General features: G+C 73.2%; 16 protein-coding genes and 2 pseudogenes. 16 read left to right on the top strand and 2 right to left on the bottom strand.

Features of this window, described 5'->3' with window-relative positions:
- Positions 1–111 precede the first annotated feature (111 nt).
- The 3 genes from ACIPK4_RS31755 to ACIPK4_RS31745 all read left to right on the top strand — a co-directional run bounded on the left by ACIPK4_RS31755 (position 112) and on the right by ACIPK4_RS31745 (position 2,066).
- Entirely contained in the window at positions 112–1,086 is a 975-nt protein-coding gene (locus ACIPK4_RS31755; RefSeq protein WP_054227923.1) for a helix-turn-helix domain-containing protein, read from the top strand.
- Positions 1,087–1,110: 24 nt separating this feature from the next.
- The gene (locus ACIPK4_RS31750) at positions 1,111–1,593 is read left to right on the top strand and encodes a DUF456 domain-containing protein (protein ID WP_402319092.1); all 483 of its coding nucleotides are present in this window, start codon (positions 1,111–1,113) and stop codon (positions 1,591–1,593) included.
- Positions 1,594–1,688: 95 nt separating this feature from the next.
- Complete coding sequence (locus tag ACIPK4_RS31745; RefSeq protein ID WP_402319089.1) at positions 1,689–2,066, top strand: PPOX class F420-dependent oxidoreductase; 378 nt, start codon at positions 1,689–1,691, stop codon at positions 2,064–2,066.
- 150 nt (positions 2,067–2,216) lie between these two features.
- Here ACIPK4_RS31745 and rsgA read toward each other — a convergent pair whose 3' ends face one another.
- Positions 2,217–3,323 carry a ribosome small subunit-dependent GTPase A gene (gene rsgA, locus ACIPK4_RS31740; protein ID WP_402319086.1) on the bottom strand — a complete coding sequence of 369 codons (1,107 nt, stop codon included), beginning with the start codon at positions 3,321–3,323 and terminating at the stop codon, positions 2,217–2,219.
- Positions 3,324–3,628: 305 nt separating this feature from the next.
- Here rsgA and ACIPK4_RS31735 point away from each other — a divergent pair, with 305 nt between their 5' ends.
- Both ACIPK4_RS31735 and ACIPK4_RS31730 read left to right on the top strand, forming a co-directional pair.
- A complete protein-coding gene (locus tag ACIPK4_RS31735; RefSeq protein ID WP_054227899.1) occupies positions 3,629–4,024 on the top strand; it encodes a VOC family protein in 396 nt (131 codons plus the stop codon).
- Between the two features lie 18 nt (positions 4,025–4,042).
- Positions 4,043–6,111 (top strand): annotated as a pseudogene (locus ACIPK4_RS31730) (FUSC family protein).
- 410 nt (positions 6,112–6,521) lie between these two features.
- On the opposite strand, the gene ACIPK4_RS31725 reads toward ACIPK4_RS31730, so the two are convergent.
- Positions 6,522–7,643 carry a YihY/virulence factor BrkB family protein gene (locus tag ACIPK4_RS31725; RefSeq protein ID WP_376192863.1) on the bottom strand — a complete coding sequence of 374 codons (1,122 nt, stop codon included), beginning with the start codon at positions 7,641–7,643 and terminating at the stop codon, positions 6,522–6,524.
- A 17-nt stretch (positions 7,644–7,660) separates the two neighbouring features.
- Here ACIPK4_RS31725 and ACIPK4_RS31720 point away from each other — a divergent pair, with 17 nt between their 5' ends.
- From ACIPK4_RS31720 to ACIPK4_RS31670, 11 genes and pseudogenes are all read left to right on the top strand, one after another.
- The gene (locus tag ACIPK4_RS31720; protein WP_402319082.1) at positions 7,661–9,316 is read left to right on the top strand and encodes an acyl-CoA dehydrogenase family protein; all 1,656 of its coding nucleotides are present in this window, start codon (positions 7,661–7,663) and stop codon (positions 9,314–9,316) included.
- A gap of 353 nt (positions 9,317–9,669) precedes the next feature.
- A complete protein-coding gene (locus ACIPK4_RS31715) occupies positions 9,670–10,935 on the top strand; it encodes a GAF domain-containing protein (protein ID WP_402319394.1) in 1,266 nt (421 codons plus the stop codon).
- Between the two features lie 5 nt (positions 10,936–10,940).
- The gene (locus tag ACIPK4_RS31710) at positions 10,941–11,504 is read left to right on the top strand and encodes a GNAT family N-acetyltransferase (RefSeq protein ID WP_054227896.1); all 564 of its coding nucleotides are present in this window, start codon (positions 10,941–10,943) and stop codon (positions 11,502–11,504) included.
- 187 nt (positions 11,505–11,691) lie between these two features.
- Positions 11,692–11,775, top strand: a complete 84-nt coding sequence (locus ACIPK4_RS31705; protein ID WP_351782709.1) for a putative leader peptide — start codon at positions 11,692–11,694, stop codon at positions 11,773–11,775.
- 215 nt (positions 11,776–11,990) lie between these two features.
- Positions 11,991–13,682 (top strand): nitrite/sulfite reductase, encoded by a 1,692-nt coding sequence (locus ACIPK4_RS31700; protein WP_402319078.1) that lies wholly within the window; start codon positions 11,991–11,993, stop codon positions 13,680–13,682.
- Complete coding sequence (locus ACIPK4_RS31695) at positions 13,679–13,858, top strand: hypothetical protein (protein ID WP_054227894.1); 180 nt, start codon at positions 13,679–13,681, stop codon at positions 13,856–13,858. Before ACIPK4_RS31700 ends, ACIPK4_RS31695 begins: the two co-directional genes overlap by 4 nt.
- Entirely contained in the window at positions 13,855–14,562 is a 708-nt protein-coding gene (locus ACIPK4_RS31690) for a phosphoadenylyl-sulfate reductase (protein ID WP_402319075.1), read from the top strand. Before ACIPK4_RS31695 ends, ACIPK4_RS31690 begins: the two co-directional genes overlap by 4 nt.
- A gap of 38 nt (positions 14,563–14,600) precedes the next feature.
- A complete protein-coding gene (gene cysC / locus ACIPK4_RS31685) occupies positions 14,601–15,146 on the top strand; it encodes an adenylyl-sulfate kinase (protein ID WP_054227921.1) in 546 nt (181 codons plus the stop codon).
- A complete protein-coding gene (cysD, locus tag ACIPK4_RS31680) occupies positions 15,143–16,081 on the top strand; it encodes a sulfate adenylyltransferase subunit CysD (protein ID WP_376192848.1) in 939 nt (312 codons plus the stop codon). The genes cysC and cysD overlap by 4 nt, the downstream gene beginning before the upstream one ends.
- A 1-nt stretch (position 16,082) precedes the next feature.
- Positions 16,083–17,423: a sulfate adenylyltransferase subunit 1 gene (locus ACIPK4_RS31675; RefSeq protein WP_402319071.1), complete on the top strand. Its 1,341-nt coding sequence runs from the start codon at positions 16,083–16,085 to the stop codon at positions 17,421–17,423.
- 211 nt (positions 17,424–17,634) lie between these two features.
- Positions 17,635–17,822: pseudogene (locus ACIPK4_RS31670) on the top strand (sulfate ABC transporter substrate-binding protein); the annotation flags it as partial.

Here is a 17,822-nt window from a genome sequence, read left to right as displayed (position 1 = left end):
CGGTGGCATCACCTTGGCAGAGAGCCGGGGGGTGCGGCGATGATGTCCGAGGCGGGTTTGCGCCGTGGCCGCTTTCCGCCAGGAACGGCGTCAAGAGGGTGGGTGGACGGGTTGCTGAGTGCGATAGGCCTGGACGAAGGCCAGGAGTCGGCGTACCGCGCGCTGGTGTCGCTGGGGGCTGCGGAGGTGCCCGATCTCGCGCACCGGCTGGCGCTGCCGGTGCCGCAGACCGAGCGGGCACTGCGGCACCTGGAACGGCACGGGCTGGCGGCGCAGTCCTCGGCCCGCCCGGGCCGGTGGGTGGCGGCGCCGCCGGGGGTGGCGCTGGGGGCACTGCTCACCCAGCAGCGGCACGAGCTGGAGCAGGCGGAGCTGGCGGCGGCCCGGCTGGCGCAGGAGTACCGGGCGGAGGCGGCCGAACCGTCCGTGCACGACCTGGTGGAGGTGGTGACGGGCGCGAGCGCGGTGGCTCACCGCTTCCACCAGCTCCAGGTGGGCGCGGTGGAGGAGGTGTGCGCCCTGGTCAGCAGCCGGCCCCAGGTGGTGACGGCGATGGACAACGAGGCGGAGGAGCAGGCCGCCGCGCGGGGCGTCGAGTACCGGGTGGTGATCGAGAGGGACGTACTGACCCTGCCGACCGGGATCAGGGAGGCGTCGACGGCGCTCGCGCGGGGCGAGGGCGTCCGGGTGACCCGGCAGGTCCCGACGAGGCTGGTGATCGCGGACCGGTCCCTGGCGCTGGTGCCGCTGACGGGGCCGGGGGCGGAGCCGGCGGCGCTGGTGGTGCACGCGTCGGGGCTCCTGGAGTCGCTGACCGGGTTGTTCGAGGCGGTGTGGCGGGAGGCGCTGCCCCTGCGGCTGGGGGCGGCGGGAGCGGAGGAGTCCGAGGGCGTGCCCGACACGACGGACCTGGAGGTCCTGACGCTGCTGCTGGCGGGTATGACGGACGCGAGCGTGGCCAAGCACCTGGATCTGGGGCTGCGGACGGTGCAGCGGCGGGTCAAGGGGCTGATGGAGCTGTCGGGGGTGACGACGCGGCTCCAGCTGGGCTGGCACGCCTACGAACGGGGCTGGGTGGCCCGCTAGGCCCCGGTCGGTCAGGCTGAGCGCATGGATCTGCCTCAGCTGCTCCTGGTGGGGCTGGTGCTCCTGCTCGGGGTGGTCGGGGTGCTGGTCCCGGGGGTGCCGGGGACCTGGCTGGTCTGGGCGGGCGTGCTGTGGTGGGCACTGCACGAGCGGTCGGCGCTCGCGTGGTCCCTGCTGGTCTCGGCGACCGCGCTGCTGCTGGTGGTCCAGGTGGTCAAGTGGCAGTTGCCGCCGCGGCGGCTGCGCGGGGTGGGCGTCACGCGCCGGATGGTGGTGTACGCGGGCGCGGGCGCGCTGCTCGGCTTCGTGGTGGTGCCGGTGGCGGGGGCGGTTGCGGGGTTCGTGGGCGGCATCTATCTGAGCGAGCGGCTGCGGCTGGGCACCCACGGCGAGGCCTGGGCCTCGGTGCGGGCGGTGATGCGGGCGGTGGGCACGAGCGTCCTGGTGGAACTGCTGGCCTGCCTGATGGTGACGGGCGCCTGGCTCGGCGCGGTCCTGGTCGGCTGACCGGACGTCACGGGCGCAGGCGTAGTGCCGAAGACCGAGGCCCGGTCGGCCGAGCGCCCGATGCGCGGTGGGCTCCGAGGCGCGAGGCTGGGGGCATGACGGAGTTCAAGGGGTTCAGCGAGGCGGAGTCGGCGTATCTCGGGTCGCAGCGCCTGGGGCGGCTGGCGACGGTGGACGCGGCGGGGCAGCCGCAGGCGAACCCGGTGGGCTTCTTCCCGCAGGGGGACGGCACGATCCTGGTCGGCGGACGGGCGATGGGGACGACGAAGAAGTGGCGCAACCTCCAGGGCAATCCGCGGCTGTCCCTGGTGGTGGACGATCTGGTGAGCACCCGGCCGTGGAAGGTCCGGGGCGTCGAGATCCGCGGTCGCGCCACGCTGGAGGTGGGCCCGCACGCGCTCGGGCCGCACTTCAGCCCGGAGGTGATCCGGATCCACCCGGAGCGGGTGTTCGCCTGGGGCCTGGACGAGTGACGCCCGGCCCCTGGCGGAGCCGGGGCCGGACGTCGGATGAGGGGCGTCGAATAACAGGCGTCCGGCCTCGGCGTCGGCGTCAGTGCCTGTGCCGTTGCCGGTGACGGCCGTCGGCGGTTGACCGTCGGGGTTGGCCGTCAGGCCGTGGGGTCAGTAGCGGCCGGTGCGCTTGGCCGCGTAATTGGCCCGGCCCTCCGCCGACTTCATGCGCCAGTCCCGGCGGATCTCGGAGCGCAGCCTCGCGTCCGTCTTGGCGACGATCCGCTGGTTCTCCCGCAGCAGTTTGCGGTAGCTCGCCAGGCGCCGCTCCGGCAGTGCGCCGGTCTCGACCGCCTCGGTCACCGCGCACCCCGGCTCGGCCTCGTGCGCGCAGTCGTGGAACCGGCAGTCGGCCGCGTACTCCTCGATCTCCGAGAAGACCTGGCCCACCCCGGCCTCGGCGTCCCACAGGCCGACGCCGCGCAGTCCCGGCGTGTCGATGAGGACGCCCCCGGCGGGCAGGGCCAGCAGGTTGCGGGTGGTGGTCGTGTGACGGCCCTTGCCGTCCACGTCGCGCGTGGCCTGGACGTCCATCACGTCGGAGCCGAGGAGTGCGTTCGCGAGCGTGGACTTGCCCGCGCCCGAGATGCCGAGCAGCACGCTCGTACCGCCGGCGACGACCGCCGCCAGGACGTCCGTGCCCTCCCCGGTGAGGGAGGAGACCGTGAGCACCTCGACGCCGGGCGCCGTGGTCTCCACGTCCTGGACCAGGTGGGAGAGCGTCACCGGGTCCGGTACGAGGTCCGCCTTGGTCAGGACGACCAGCGGCTGTGCGCCGGACTCCCAGGCGAGGGCCAGGAAGCGCTCGATGCGGCCCAGGTCGAGCTCGACGGCCAGAGAGACCGCGATGATCGCGTGGTCGACGTTGGCGGCGAGGATCTGGCCCTCGGAGCGCTGCGAGGAGGTGGAGCGGACGAAGGCGGTCCGGCGCGGCAGGTACGTCTTGACGTACCGGGGGTTGCCGGCGGCCTCGACCACGGCCCAGTCACCGGTGCAGATGACGCGGAGCGGATCGTGGGGGGTGACGAAGGCGGTGTCGGCGCGCACGATGCCGTCCGCGGTCATGACGTCGCACTGGCCGCGGTCCACCCGGACCACGCGGCCGGGAACCAGGCCCTGCTCGCCGTACGGGGCGAACTCGGCCTCCCACGCCTCGTCCCAGCCGAGGGGGGTGAGGGCGTGCGAGTACGAAGAAGACGGAGAGGTGGAGAAAGACAAGGGGAAACCCTTCACAGGGTGGCCCCGGCAGCGCGCGCTCGGTGGCGCGCGGAGAGTGTGAGGTCAGCCGGAGACCACGGAAGTGACATTGATGGTCTTCTGGGTGCGGAACGCGCCCTGCGTGACGACAGTCATCAATGAACTCACCTCCGGGTCGTGTACGTGCCGAAAACGGTTCTCCGCCGGACCGGCGGGAACACGATCACCGTAGCAAGTGCGGTCCGGGGCACGCCAATTCTTTTTCCGCGGCCTGCACGGCCGATTCGCTGACGGCCGGCGGGCCCGGCGGCTCCTAGCGTGGGCGCATGACTCCCCGCATCGATCTGATCGGCCTGGTCGTGTCCGACATGGCCGCCTCGCTCGCCTTCTACCGCCGCCTGGGCCTGGACATCCCGGCCGGTTCGGACGACCAGCCGCACGTGGAGGCCCTCCTGCCCGGCGGGCTGCGCATCGCCTGGGACACCGAGGACGTCGTCCGCTCCTTCGACCCGTCCTGGACCCGCCCGACCGGTGACGGACGGCGGGAGCTCGCGTTCCTGTGCGACTCCCCCGACGAGGTGGACGCGGTGTACGCCGAGTTGACGGACGCCGGCTACGAGGGCCATCTGCGGCCCTGGGACGCCTTCTGGGGACAGCGCTACGCCGTGGTGCGCGACCCGGACGGCTGCGCCGTCTCGCTGTTCGCCCCGGCCGGGGCGTAGAGGGGCGGTCTCGTCGCGATGAGCTGGCTGCGGGCGCTGAAGGACACCGCCCTGACGGGCCTGCGGGTCGAACGCGCCCGCCTGGAGCCCCTCACCGCCCTGCGTGCCGCGGCCGGACTCGCCGTCGTGATCGCCGCCGGACTGGCGTTCCTGGGGCCCGGGGCGGCCGCCAGCTCCGCGTTCGGGGCCTTCATGGCCGCCGTCGCCACCTTCCAGGAGAGCTGGCGGCCGCGGCCCGTGCGGGCCGTGGCCGCCGGGCTGACGCTGGCCGTCTCCACCTTCGTCGGCTACCTCGTCGGGTCCTCCGAGACCGGCCTGTTCCTCGTCCTGCTCGCCGTCTGGGCCTTCGCCGCCGGGCTGATGTGGGCGGCCGGCCCCACCGCCGGGATGATCGCCTCCGGCAATGTCGCGATCATGCTCGTCACCGTCACCCTGCCGACCTCCGTCGCGCAGGCCGCCGGGCACGCCGCGGTGATCGCCGCCGGCGCAGTGGTGCAGGCCCTGCTGATCGTCCTGTTCCCGGTCCGCCACTGGGGCGCCCAGCGCGACGCCCTGGCCGACGCGCTCGCCGCCGAGGCCGACTACGCCCGGCGACTGCGCCAGGACCCCGTCGCGCACTTCGACCCGCAGCCCCTGATGCGGGCCCGGGCCGCCGCGACCGTGACCCGCCGCCAGGCACTGCGGCGCCCCGCCGAGCTGCACGGGGCGCGCGGGCTCGCCGAACGCATCCGCCCGGTGCTGGCGTCGCTCGCCGACCCCGCGGTCGGAGCACCCGCCGAGGGGCCGGCGCGCGACCGGGTGCGGGAACTCCTCGCGGCGGCCGGGGCCGTGCTGGACGCCGCCGCCCGGGCGATCCGGCACGGGGAGCCCGTGCGCCTGCCCGCCCCGGCCCTCGCGGTGCTCAAGTCCCCCGACACGGCCGACCTGCTCGAAGGGGCGGCGCTGCGGGCCGCGCACCGGCTCGCCGCACTGCTGGACGACGTACTGGAGACGGCCGAGCCGGGCTCCGGACGGACGGCCGGGCCGGGCGCATCGATGCTGCGGCCCACCCTGACGGCGCTGGTGCCGGTGGTGCTGAAGGCCGTCCGGGCCGAACTGCGCCGCGGCTCGCCGATCCTGCGGCACGCTGTCCGCGTCACCGCCGTGACCTGCGCGGGCTACGTCATCGGCGTCGCCCTGCCGCTGGGGCACGCGTACTGGGCCCCGATGGCCTCCGTCATGGTGATGCGGCCCGACTTCACCCAGACCTGGTCCCGGGCCGTCGCCCGCTTCGGCGGCACCCTGGCCGGCGTGGCCGTGGCGACCGGTGTCGTCCGGCTCGTCAAGCCGGGCATGTACCTCTCGGGCTTCCTGGCCGTGCTCAGCGCGGGCCTGATGTACGTGCTGATGCGCACCGGTTACGCCGTGGCGCAGGCCTTCGTCTCCGCCTACGTCGTCTTCCTGCTCGGCATGGGCGGCGTCCGCTGGGACCAGACCGTGCGGGACCGGGTTGCCCTGACGTTGGTCGGCGGAGTGCTCGCGATGCTCGGCTACGCCCTCTACCCGGCCTGGGAGACCCCGCGGCTGCGCACCCGGCTCGCCGACTGGATCGAGGCGCTCGGCGGGTACGGGGCCGCCGTGCTCGGGCAGTACGCCGACCCCGCCGGGGCCCGGCACGACGAGGTGCGCCGGGCGCTGCTGGCCACCCGGGACGCCCGGCTCGCCTGGCAGGAGGCGGTGGAGCGGGCCGCCGAGGAGCCGGTGCGCCACCGCGGGATCTCCCGCTCGGCCGCCGACGACGCGGGCCACGCCCTGGCCGCGCTCGGCCAGGCGGTGATGCTTCTGGAGGCCCACCTCCCGGACCGCGCCCACGCCCCGGTGCCGGGTGCGGCGGAGCTGGCGCAGGAGCTGCGCACCGCGACGCGGGAGGGCCGAAGGCGGTGCGTGAGCGGTGGGTGCCCCGCTGGGACGGGGTGCGGGCGCTGCTGGCGGGCCGGGACGCCCCGGCGCCGGGGGTGCTGCGCGGGGCGGCCGAGCAGATGCTGAACTCGCTGGAGCAGGTCTCCCGGGCGCTGCTCCCGGCCTCCCTCCCGGAGCACCGCCCCTGACCCGTGCCGGATCATGCCGATCCGCTGCCGGGCCGGACCGGACCGGACAGTTCGGACCGGGGCCGGTCCGGGGCCGCGGGGCCGGTCCGGGGCCGGTTCGGTGTCGACTGCGTCGCCGCAGCCGCCGAAACGGCGAAGCGCGAACGCGTCGCCATCCCGGCGTTGCGGACCGTCGCGCCCACCCGGTTCGGGCCGGGCCGGTGTCGTCCGCGTCGCCGCAGCCGCCCGAAACGGCGAAGCGCGAACGCGTCGCCATCCCGGCGTTGCGGACCATCGCGCCCACCCGGGCCAGGTCGCGCCCACCCGGTTCGGGCCGGCCTGGTCCGGTCCGGTTCGGGCGAGCCTGATCCGGTTCGGTCCGGTTCGGTCCGGTCCGGCCTGGTCCGGGCCGGGTCGCGCGGGTCGGCGGTTCAGTGCTTGCGCAGGCGGGAGGAGTAGTCCTCCGGCGGCAGGAAGTTCGACCACCGTTCCGGGAACTCGGACGGCATCCCGGCGTCCCCCTCCTCGTCGTCCTCCGATTCGCCCTCGGCGAGCGCCCGCCAGGCGGCGGCGCGTGCGATCAGCTGCGCGGCCTCCGCCTCGCGGGCCCGCTCGTTGGCCTCGCGGGCCGCGGCGGTGGCGACGGACGGCCAGACGCGGTCGATGGCGGCGTTCACGGCCGCGCCGACGAGGACGGCGAAGGCCGAGACCCCGATCCACAGCAGGACGGCGACGGGGGCGGCCAGCGATCCGTAGATGGTCGGGCCCTCGACGGTGTTCGTGAGGTAGATCCGCAGCAGGAACGAGCCCAGCACCCACATGGCGAGGGCGACGAGCGCACCCGGCACGTCTTCGATCCACGGGGATCGCACGGGTACGGACACGTGGTACAGCGTGGTCAGGAAGGCGATGGACAGCAGGGTGACCGTCGGCCAGTAGAGCACCGCGATCACCTCGGTGCTCCAGGGCAGCCAGCGCACGACGGCGTCCGGCCCTGCGACCATCAGCGGCAGCACGATCGCGCCGATCACGAGGGCCACCACGTACAGCAGGAAGGCCAGCAGCCGGGTCTTGACGATGCCGCGCTGGCCGTCGAGCCCGTACATCACGGTGATGGTGTCGATGAAGACGTTGACCGCCCGCGAGCCCGACCAGAGGGCGAAGGCGAAGCCGAGGGAGATCAGGTCGGGGCGGCCGCGGTTGGTGACGTCGTCGAGCATGGGTTTCGCGATGTCGTTGACGCCCCGGTCGGAGAGCACGGTGCCGACCGCGCGCAGGATGTTCTCCTCGATGGAGGCCACGAAGGTGCCACCCGTCCACCCGTCGACGTACCCGAGCACGCCCAGCAGGCCGAGGAACAGCGGTGGCAGCGACAGCAGCGTGAAGAACGCCGCCTCGGCCGCCAGGCCGAGGATCCGGTACTCGATGCACGAATTGACGGTGTCCTTCAGCAGCAGCCACGCCATCTTGCGCTTGGAGACGTTGCGGTAGAGGGCGCGGGCCCGATGGAGCCGCCCGGGGACCCGCTCGGGTGTTTCTTTTGCTGGCTGCACGTCCTTACGGTATCCGCATGGCAGCCACCACCCACACCGTCACCAATCAGGCCCCGCCCCTGGTGGGCTACGACGTCTACGGCACCGATCGGGTCCTGAGCGAGGGGGTGGAACGGCACCTGTCGGCGTCGTCGCCCGAGCTCCTCGACGAGGTGCGGGGGGAGCTCTCCGAGCTCGGGCGGTCCGCGGGCTCGGCGCAGGCCCAGAGCTGGGGCGTGGAGGCGAACGAGAACCCCCCGAGACTGCGTACGCACGATCGGTACGGGCACCGGATTGACGAAGTGGGGTTCCACCCGGCGTGGCACCGGCTGCTCGGGCACGCGGTGGGCGCCGGGCTCACCGATGCGTGGGGGCGGCCGGCCGGACACCTGCGCCGCGCGGCCGGGTTCTTCGTGTGGTCGCAGGCCGAGGCGGGGCACGGCTGCCCCGTGTCGATGACCCACGCGGCGGTGCCGGCGCTGCGGGCGGACCCGGAGCTGGCCGCGGAGTGGGAGCCGCGGCTGACCTCGCACGTGTACGAGCGGGAGTTGCGGCCGGCCGCCCAGAAGGCCGGGGTGCTGTTCGGCATGGGGATGACGGAGAAGCAGGGCGGCAGCGACGTACGGGCGAACACGACGGCGGCGAAGCCGCTGGACGCGGCGGGCGAGTACCTGCTGACGGGGCACAAGTGGTTCTGTTCGGCGCCGATGTCGGACGGGTTCCTGGTGCTGGCGCAGGCGCCGTCGGCCGGGAGGGACCGGCTGACCTGCTTCCTGGTGCCGCGGGTGCTGCCGGACGGCACGCGCAACGTGTTCGCGATCCAGCGGCTGAAGGACAAGCTGGGCAACCGGTCGAACGCGTCGGCCGAGGTGGAGTTCGACGGGACGTGGGCGCGGCGGGTCGGCGAGGAGGGGCGGGGGGTGCGGACCATCATCGACATGGTCGCGGCGACCCGGCTGGACTGCGTGCTGGGCTCGGCGGCGCTGATGCGGCAGGCGCTGACGCAGGCCGTGCACCACGCGGAGCACCGCTCTGTTTTCGGAGCGCGGCTCATCGAGCAGCCCCTGATGCGCAACGTGCTGGCCGACCTCGCCCTGGAGTCGGAGGCCGCCACCACGCTGGCGCTGCGCCTGGCGGCCGCCTACGACGCCGGGACGGAGCAGGAGCGGGCCTTCCTGCGCATCGCGGTGCCCGCCGCGAAGTACTGGGTGACCAAACGCTGTACGCCGATGGTGGCGGAGGCCCTGGAGTGTCTGGGCGGCAATGGCTACGTCGAGGAGTCCGGGCTGCCGCGGCTGCTGCGCGAGTCGCCGCTGAACTCGATCTGGGAGGGCTCGGGCAACGTCCAGGCCCTGGACGTCCTGCGGGCGCTCCAGAGGGAACCGCAGGCGCTGAACGCCTTCCTCCAGGAGGTGGGGCGGGCACGGGGCGCCGATCACCGGCTGGATTCGGCCATCAAGGGGCTGCTGACGGAGCTCGCGGACCTGGAGGGCATCGAGGCGCGGGGGCGCCGGGTGGTGGAGCGGATGGCGCTGGTGCTCCAGGGGTCGCTGCTGGTGCGCTGGGCGCCGCCGGAGGTGGCGGACGCGTTCTGCGCCTCGCGCCTGGGCGGCGACGGGGGTGCCGCCTTCGGGACGCTGCCGCACACCCTGGGGCTGGCGGCGCTGGTCGAACGGGCGCGGATCGCGGACTAGGTTCCGAAAGCCCGTCCCCAAACAGGTCCGGAGAGGTCCGAGCCGGGATCCGGGCCCGTTGACCGGGAGCAGGGGCGGCGCCGCGCCGACTCGGCGCCACCCCCATCCGAAAGCCCCGAGGAGGAGCTGTCACGCCGCGAGGCGACGTCCGGACAGTTTCCGTCGGGTGACCGGGACTTGGCGAGAGTTGCATACCGTTGCAACCCTCTGAGTCGGAACCGTCCGCCGCGCGCACCCGGGGAAGGGCGCCTGCGGTCGGCGCGGTCGGTTCCCTCGTACGTCCTGTTCCGCACGGGGAGGTTCCGGTGGCCCACACCGCAGGCAGCACGGTCGATGTGGCACGCATCTCGGCCATGGACGCGCGGGACGCCGCGCGACTGCTCAAGGGGGTGCGGGCCGCCGCGCTGGCCGGGGACCGGCCGCCCGCGGAGCCGCGGCCGGAGATCGCCGAGTCCTGGCGCCGGATGCTGGCGTGCGGGGTGCATCCGGACCGGGACGCGCGCTCGCGGATGCTGTCGGCGGCCGAGACGGAGGAGCGGCGGCAGGTGTCGCCGCTGCGGGAGGTCCTGCCGGTGCTGCGCGAGGGGCTGCTCCCGGCGCTGGACACGTCGCTGCACATCATGGTCGTCGCGGACGCGGAGGGGCGGCTGCTGTGGCGGGAGGGGGCCGCGTCGATCCTGCGCAAGGCGGACCGGCTGGGCTTCTCGGTCGGCGCCGACTGGGCCGAGGCGGTGGTCGGCACGAACGGGGTGGGCACCGCCCTGGTGGCCCGGCAGCCCGTTCAGGTGTTCTCGGCGGAGCACTTCGTCTCCAGCCACCACGAGTGGACCTGCGCGGGGGCGCCGGTACGGGATCCGCGGGACGGGCAGCTGCTGGGCGTGGTGGACGTCAGCGGGCCGCTGGCCACCATGCACCCGGCCACCCTGGCCTGGGTGAGTGCGGTGGCCCGCCTCGCGGAGCGGGAGTTGCGGGTGCGCCACCTGGAGTCGCTGGAGCGGCTGCGGGCGGTCGCGGCGCCGCTGCTGGCCCGCCTGCCCGGGCAGGCCCTGGCGCTGGACCCGCACGGCTGGACGGCGGCGGTGACGGGGCTGGCCCCGGCGGACCGGGTCCCGCTGCCGAAGGGGTTCGGGCCCGGCAGGGTGTGGGTGCCGCAGCTCGGGGACTGCGTGGTGGAGCCGCTGCCGGGCGGCTGGCTGCTGCGCGTGGCGCAGACGCCGGGCGCGGCGACGGCGGCGAGCCGGGTCGTCCTGGACCTGAGCCGGCCGCGCGCCTGGTCGGCGACCGTGTACGGGGCCGCCGGGAGCTGGTCCCAGGAGCTGAGCCCGCGCCACGCGGAGCTGCTGTTCCTGCTGGCGGAGGGGCCGCGGGGCCGGTCGGCGGCGGAGCTCGCGGCGGAGCTGTTCGGGGACCCGACGCGGACGGTGACGGTCCGGGCGGAGCTGTCCCGGGTCCGGCGGCACCTGGGCGGGGTGCTCACGCACCGCCCGTACCGCTTCGCCGACGACGTGGAGGTGGAGCTGATCCGTCCGCAGGACCCGGCGGCGCTGCTGCCGCACTCCACGGCCCCGGCGGTGATCAAGGCCCGCCTGGGCCGTTCGGGGCCGGCCGTGATTCCCTGACCTGCATGAGCACCATCACCCTCACCACCTGGTCCCTGGAAATGACCTCGCCGCAGGACCTGGTCCGGGCCGCCGTCCCAGGACCTGAGATCCATGTCCAGCGGGCGGAGGTCCCCTCGCCCGAGTTCAGCCGCTTCCTCTACGCCTCGGTGGGCGGTGACATCCACTGGACGGACCGGCTGTCGCTGACCCGGGCGCAGTGGGTGGAGCAGCTGGACCGTCCCGGCGTGGAGACGTGGGTGGCGTACGACCGCGGGACGCCGGCGGGGTACGTCGAGCTGGACCCGCAGGACGACGGCGTGGTGGAGATCATGTACTTCGGGCTGCTCCCGGACTTCCGCGGGCGCCGCATCGGGGGCCACCTGCTGACGCTGGGCGTCGAGGCGGCCTGGTCGCTGGCGGACCGCTGGCCGCAGCGCCCGGCGACGACGCGGGTGTGGCTGCACACCTGCAGCCAGGACGGCCCGACGGCGATGGACAACTACCTCCGCCGCGGGTTCAAGGTCTTCCGGACGGAGACGGAGGACAAGGCGGCCACCGAAACCCCGGGCCCCTGGCCGGGCGCGTAACGGCACGTGCGGCATCCGGCCCGCGCGCCGCCGCGGCTGCGCGGCCGGGCGGGTGGGGCGCACGCGGCCGGATCCCGCGCCTCCCCGCTGCGTGACCGGCGTCACGTCGTCTCAGATTGCGGGACCACATCGTCCGGATTGTGGACAGTAGTGGACTCCTCCAATCGGCACATGACACGCTTCCGCCATGAATGGAGCTGGAATTGCCTTGGTGAGTCGGCGGCACGTCGACCTCGGCCGCATGTCCAGCGCCATCTGTTCGGCGCGCTGACGGAACCAGCCACCGCCGCACAGCGCCCCGCACAGCGTCGTAGCGCAGGCGCCCAGCCCGCAGTCCCCTGAAGGCAGAACACCGCCCTGACCACCGGCACAACCGGAACCGGGCGGCTCTCGGCCGCACCTGCTTCAGCGCAGGGCCGATGCCAGGGGCACTCGCCGCCCCTCCCCCTGCCCTTGCACCGAGCCGCCGAAGAAGGACGTACCGCCATGGCCGCCACCCCCGAAACGCCCGCCGCCGCGCGCCGAAAGACCGGCCGCCACCGCGGTGAGGGTCAGTGGGCCGTTGGACACCACACCCCCCTCAACGGCAACGAGCAGTTCAAGAAGGACGACGACGGTCTCAACGTGCGGACACGCATCGAGACGATCTACTCCAAGACCGGCTTCGACTCGATCGACCCCAACGACCTGCGCGGACGCATGCGCTGGTGGGGTCTGTACACGCAGCGCAAGCCCGGGATCGACGGCGGCAAGACCGCGATCCTGGAGCCGGAGGAGCTGGACGACAAGTTCTTCATGCTGCGCGTGCGCATCGACGGCGGCCGGCTGACCACCGAGCAGCTCCGCGTCATCGGCGAGATCTCGCAGGAGTTCGCGCGCGGCACCGCCGACCTCACCGACCGGCAGAACGTGCAGTACCACTGGATCCGGATCGAGGACGTCCCGGAGATCTGGCGCCGCCTGGAGGCCGTCGGCCTGTCGACCACCGAGGCCTGCGGTGACACGCCCCGCGTCATCCTCGGTTCGCCCGTCGCCGGCATCGCCGAGGACGAGATCATCGACGGCACGCCCGCCATCGAGGAGATCCAGCGCCGCATCGTCGGCAACAAGGAGTTCTCGAACCTGCCGCGCAAGTTCAAGTCGGCGGTCTCCGGCTCGCCGCTGCTCGACGTGGCGCACGAGATCAACGACGTCGCCTTCGTCGGCGTGAACCACCCCGAGCACGGCCCCGGCTTCGACGTGTGGGTCGGCGGCGGCCTCTCGACCAACCCCAAGCTGGGCGTCCGCCTGGGCACCTGGGTCTCGCTCGACGAGGTCCCGGACGTCTACGAGGGCGTCATCTCGATCTTCCGCGACTACGGCTACCGGCGCCTGCGCAACCGCGCCCGGCTGAAGTTCCTCGTCGCCGACTGGGGCCCGGCCAAGTTCCGCCAGGTCCTGGAGGACGAGTACCTCAGCCGCAAGCTGACCGACGGCCCGGCGCCCGAGCAGCCCAGCGGCCAGTGGCGCGACCACGTCGGCGTGCACCGGCAGCAGGACGGCAAGTTCTACGTCGGCTTCGCGCCCCGCGTCGGCCGCGTGGACGGCGCCACCCTGACCAAGATCGCGGACGTCGCCGAGCAGCACGGCTCCGGTCGCCTGCGCACCACCGCCGAGCAGAAGATGATCGTCCTCGACGTCGAGGCGGACCGCGTCGACTCCGTCGTCGCCGCGCTGGAGGCGCTGGACCTGCGGGTCAAGCCGTCCCCGTTCCGACGCGGCACGATGGCCTGCACCGGCATCGAGTTCTGCAAGCTGGCCATCGTCGAGACGAAGGCGCGCGGCGCGTCGCTGATCGACGAGCTGGAGCGCCGCCTGCCGGAGTTCGCCGAGCCGCTGACCATCAACATCAACGGCTGCCCGAACGCCTGCGCCCGCATCCAGGTGGCGGACATCGGTCTCAAGGGCCAGCTGGTCCTGGACGACGACGGCAACCAGGTGGAGGGCTACCAGGTCCACCTGGGCGGCGCGCTCGGCCTGGAGGCCGGCTTCGGCCGCAAGGTCCGCGGTCTCAAGGTCACCGCGGCCGGTCTGCCCGACTACGTCGAGCGGGTCGTCACGCGCTTCCAGGAGCAGCGCGAGGACGGCGAGCGCTTCGCCGCGTGGGTGACCCGCGCGAAGGACGAGGACCTCTCGTGAGCGAGCGCGCGGCCCCGTTCCACTGCCCGTACTGCGGCGACGAGGACCTGTTCCCGAACGAGACGGGTCACGGCGCCTGGGAGTGCAGGGCCTGCAACCGGGCCTTCCAGCTGAAGTACCTCGGGCTGCTGGCCCGGGGCGTTCGGTCCGACACCGCCGGAGGGGAAGAGATATGACGAGCAGTCATACAGGGCGGACGCGCGATCTCAAGGCGCTGGCCGAGCAGGCGGGCCGGGACCTGGAGGACGCCTCCGCGCTGGAGATCCTCACGTGGGCTGCGGAGACCTTCGGCCCGAAGTTCGCCGTGACCTCCTCCATGGAGGACGCGGTGGTCGCCCACCTGGCCTCCCGCGCCTTCCCCGGCGTGGACGTGGTCTTCCTGGACACGGGCTACCACTTCGAGGAGACGATCGGCACCCGCGACGCGGTCCAGGCCGTGATGGACGTCAACGTCATCACGCTGACCCCGCGCCGGACGGTGGCCGAGCAGGACGCGGAGTACGGCCCGAAGCTGCACGACCGCGACCCCGACCTGTGCTGCGCCCTGCGCAAGGTCAAGCCGCTGGAAGAGGGCCTGACCGCGTACGAGGCGTGGGCGACGGGCCTGCGCCGCGACGAGTCCCCCACCCGGGCCGGCACCCCCGTGGTCGGCTGGGACGAGAAGCGGCAGAAGGTCAAGATCTCCCCGATCGCCCGCTGGACGCAGGACGACGTGGACGCGTACGTCGCGGAACACGGTGTCCTGACCAACCCGCTGCTGATGGACGGCTACGCCTCGGTCGGCTGCGCCCCCTGCACCCGCCGCGTGGCGGAGGGCGAGGACGCACGGGCCGGCCGCTGGGCCGGACGGGCCAAGACCGAGTGCGGACTGCACGGCTGATGACGGACACGGACAGCAGAGAACCGACGGAGAAGCAGATGAGCGTGAGCGACCAGGGCGCCACCGTGTGGCTGACCGGGCTGCCCAGCGCGGGCAAGACCACCATCGCCTACGCGCTGGCCGAGCGGCTGCGCGGCGAGGGCCACCGCGTGGAGGTCCTCGACGGCGACGAGATCCGCGAGTTCCTCTCCGCCGGCCTGGGTTTCACCCGGGAGGACCGCCACACCAACGTGCAGCGGATCGGGTTCGTCGCCGAACTGCTGGCGAGCAACGGCGTCAAGGCGCTCGTGCCGGTGATCGCGCCGTTCGCGGACAGCCGCGAGGCCGTCCGCAAGCGGCACGCCGCCGAGGGCACCTCGTACCTGGAGGTCCACGTGGCCACCCCGGTCGAGGTCTGCTCCGAGCGTGACGTGAAGGGCCTGTACGCCAAGCAGGCGGCGGGCGAGATCTCCGGTCTGACCGGCGTCGACGACCCGTACGAGGCTCCGGAGTCCCCGGACCTCCGCATCGAGTCGCACACGCAGACCGTGCAGGAGTCGGCATCGGCCCTGCACGCGCTGCTCACCGAGAGGGGTCTGGCATGACGGCCACCGTCGCCCACCTGCACGAAGAGACCGACGCGCCCTACGCGCTGTCACACCTCGACGCCCTCGAGTCGGAGGCCGTGCACATCTTCCGCGAGGTGGCGGGCGAGTTCGAGAAGCCGGTGATCCTCTTCTCCGGCGGCAAGGACTCGATCGTGATGCTGCACCTGGCGCTGAAGGCGTTCGCGCCGGCGCCGGTGCCGTTCACGCTGCTGCACGTCGACACCGGGCACAACTTCCCCGAGGTCCTCGCCTACCGCGACCGGGCCGTGGCGAAGCACAACCTGCGCCTGCACGTGGCCTCCGTCCAGGAGTACATCGACGCCGGGAAGCTCCGCGAGCGCCCCGACGGCGTCCGCAACCCGCTGCAGACCGTCCCCCTCACCGAGGCGATCCAGCAGCTGAAGTTCGACGCCGTCTTCGGCGGCGGCCGCCGCGACGAGGAGAAGGCCCGTGCCAAGGAGCGCGTCTTCTCCCTGCGCGACGAGTTCTCCCAGTGGGACCCGCGCCGCCAGCGCCCCGAGCTGTGGCAGCTCTACAACGGCCGCCACGCCCCGGGCGAGCACGTGCGCGTGTTCCCGCTGTCCAACTGGACCGAGCTGGACGTGTGGCAGTACATCGCCCGCGAGGAGATCGAGCTGCCGGAGATCTACTTCGCCCACGAGCGCGAGGTGTTCCAGCGCAACGGCATGTGGCTGACGGCGGGCGAGTGGGGCGGTCCCAAGGAGGGCGAGACCACCGAGACCCGCCTGATCCGCTACCGCACCGTCGGTGACATGTCCTGCACCGGTGCCGTCGACTCCGACGCCACCACGCTGGACGCCGTGATCACCGAGATCGCCGCCTCCCGGCTCACCGAGCGGGGCGCGACCCGCGCCGACGACAAGCTGTCCGAGGCCGCGATGGAAGACCGCAAGCGCGAAGGGTACTTCTAACATGACCAGCACCACCGAGCAGTTCGCCGATCTGGCGGCGACCACCCTGCTGCGCTTCGCGACCGCCGGCTCCGTCGACGACGGCAAGTCCACCCTGGTCGGGCGCCTGCTCCACGACTCCAAGTCGGTGCTGACCGACCAGCTGGAGGCGGTCGAGCGGGTTTCCGCGAGCCGCGGTCAGGACGCCCCCGACCTGGCCCTGCTGACCGACGGCCTGCGGGCCGAGCGGGAGCAGGGCATCACCATCGACGTCGCGTACCGCTACTTCGCCACCGCCCGGCGCCGGTTCATCCTCGCCGACACCCCGGGGCACGTGCAGTACACGCGGAACATGGTCACCGGCGCCTCCACCGCCGACCTGGCCGTGGTCCTCGTCGACGCCCGCAACGGCGTGATCGAGCAGACCCGCAGGCACGCCGCCGTCGCGGCCCTGCTGCGTGTCCCGCACGTGGTCCTGGCCGTCAACAAGATGGACCTGGTGGGCTACGAGGAGCAGGTCTTCGCCAAGATCGCCGAGGAGTTCACCGCGTACGCCTCGGACCTGGGCGTCCCGGAGATCACCGCGATCCCGATCTCGGCGCTCGCCGGCGACAACGTGGTCGAGCCGTCCGCCCACATGGACTGGTACGGCGGCCCGACGGTGCTGGAGCACCTGGAGACCGTCCCGGTCAGCCACGACCTCACGGCCTGCCCGGCGCGTTTCCCGGTGCAGTACGTGATCCGCCCGCAGACCGCCGAGCACCCCGACTACCGCGGCTACGCCGGCCAGATCGCCTCCGGCGTGCTGCGCGTCGGCGAGGCCGTCACCGTCCTTCCGTCGGGCCGCACCTCGGTCATCGCCGGGATCGACGCACTCGGCGAGAGCGTGGACATCGCCTGGGCGCCCCAGTCGGTGACGGTCCGGCTGGCGGACGACATCGACATCTCCCGCGGTGACCTGATCGCGCCGTCCGCGAACCCGCCGGCCACCACCCAGGACGTCGTCGCCACGGTCTGCCACGTCGCCGACCAGCCCCTCTCGGTCGGTGCGCGGGTGCTGCTCAAGCACACGACGCGGACGGTCAAGGCGATCGTCAAGGAGATCCCCTCGCGGCTGACCCTCGACGACCTGTCCCAGCACCCTGACCCCGGGCAGCTGGTGGCCAACGACATCGGCCGCGTCGTCGTACGGACCGCCGAGCCGCTCGCGCTCGACGCGTACGCCGACTCGCGCCGCACCGGGTCCTTCCTGCTGATTGACCCGGCCGACGGCACCACCCTGGCGGCGGGCATGGCCGGGGAGTCCTTCGCCTCCCAGGCGCGGACCACCGTGCAGGCCGATGACGAGGGATGGGACTTCTGACCCGTGCTCTCCGACATCTACTCCACCTTCGCCAAGGAGGGCGGCCGCGTAGGCAGCGGCCGCCTCGGCAGCGGCCAGGGAGGGGTGGCGCGATGTGCGCGATGACGTACGTGCACTGCCCGCACGCCCTCACCCCCCACGAGCCGTACCCGTCCCCGCTGCACAGACGAAGACCCGCGTCATGAGTTGACGCTGCGAGAGGAAGCCCTCCGTGCCTGCCCCCAGCACCACCACCAGTAAGACCGTGCGCCGCGGTATCGCCGCCGCTGCCGCCCTGCCGCTCCTGATCGGCGCGCTCGCCTCGTGCGGCTACGGCTCCCAGGCCGAGAAGGGTGACGCGAAGACGTCCGCCTCCCCCGCCGCGGACACCAAGAAGCTCTCCGCCTCCGAGGTCCGCAT

Origin of the sequence: Streptomyces sp. NPDC086989 (assembly GCF_044745505.1) — a bacterium.
In the GTDB taxonomy this organism is placed as follows: Bacteria; Actinomycetota; Actinomycetes; order Streptomycetales; family Streptomycetaceae; genus Streptomyces.
This window is presented reverse-complemented; position numbering and strand designations above follow the sequence as displayed.

Bases quoted from the DNA above. Each gene is read 5' to 3' on its own strand.
- ACIPK4_RS31750 (WP_402319092.1), top strand. From the start codon at position 1,111: ATGGATCTGCCTCAGCTGCTCCTGGTGGGGCTGGTGCTCCTGCTCGGG.
- ACIPK4_RS31745 (WP_402319089.1), top strand. From the start codon at position 1,689: ATGACGGAGTTCAAGGGGTTCAGCGAGGCGGAGTCGGCGTATCTCGGG.
- ACIPK4_RS31735 (WP_054227899.1), top strand. From the start codon at position 3,629: ATGACTCCCCGCATCGATCTGATCGGCCTGGTCGTGTCCGACATGGCC.
- ACIPK4_RS31720 (WP_402319082.1), top strand. From the start codon at position 7,661: ATGGCAGCCACCACCCACACCGTCACCAATCAGGCCCCGCCCCTGGTG.
- ACIPK4_RS31715 (WP_402319394.1), top strand. From the start codon at position 9,670: ATGGACGCGCGGGACGCCGCGCGACTGCTCAAGGGGGTGCGGGCCGCC.
- ACIPK4_RS31710 (WP_054227896.1), top strand. From the start codon at position 10,941: ATGAGCACCATCACCCTCACCACCTGGTCCCTGGAAATGACCTCGCCG.
- ACIPK4_RS31705 (WP_351782709.1), top strand. From the start codon at position 11,692: ATGAATGGAGCTGGAATTGCCTTGGTGAGTCGGCGGCACGTCGACCTC.
- ACIPK4_RS31700 (WP_402319078.1), top strand. From the start codon at position 11,991: ATGGCCGCCACCCCCGAAACGCCCGCCGCCGCGCGCCGAAAGACCGGC.
- ACIPK4_RS31690 (WP_402319075.1), top strand. From the start codon at position 13,855: ATGACGAGCAGTCATACAGGGCGGACGCGCGATCTCAAGGCGCTGGCC.
- cysC (WP_054227921.1), top strand. From the start codon at position 14,601: ATGAGCGTGAGCGACCAGGGCGCCACCGTGTGGCTGACCGGGCTGCCC.
- cysD (WP_376192848.1), top strand. From the start codon at position 15,143: ATGACGGCCACCGTCGCCCACCTGCACGAAGAGACCGACGCGCCCTAC.
- ACIPK4_RS31675 (WP_402319071.1), top strand. From the start codon at position 16,083: ATGACCAGCACCACCGAGCAGTTCGCCGATCTGGCGGCGACCACCCTG.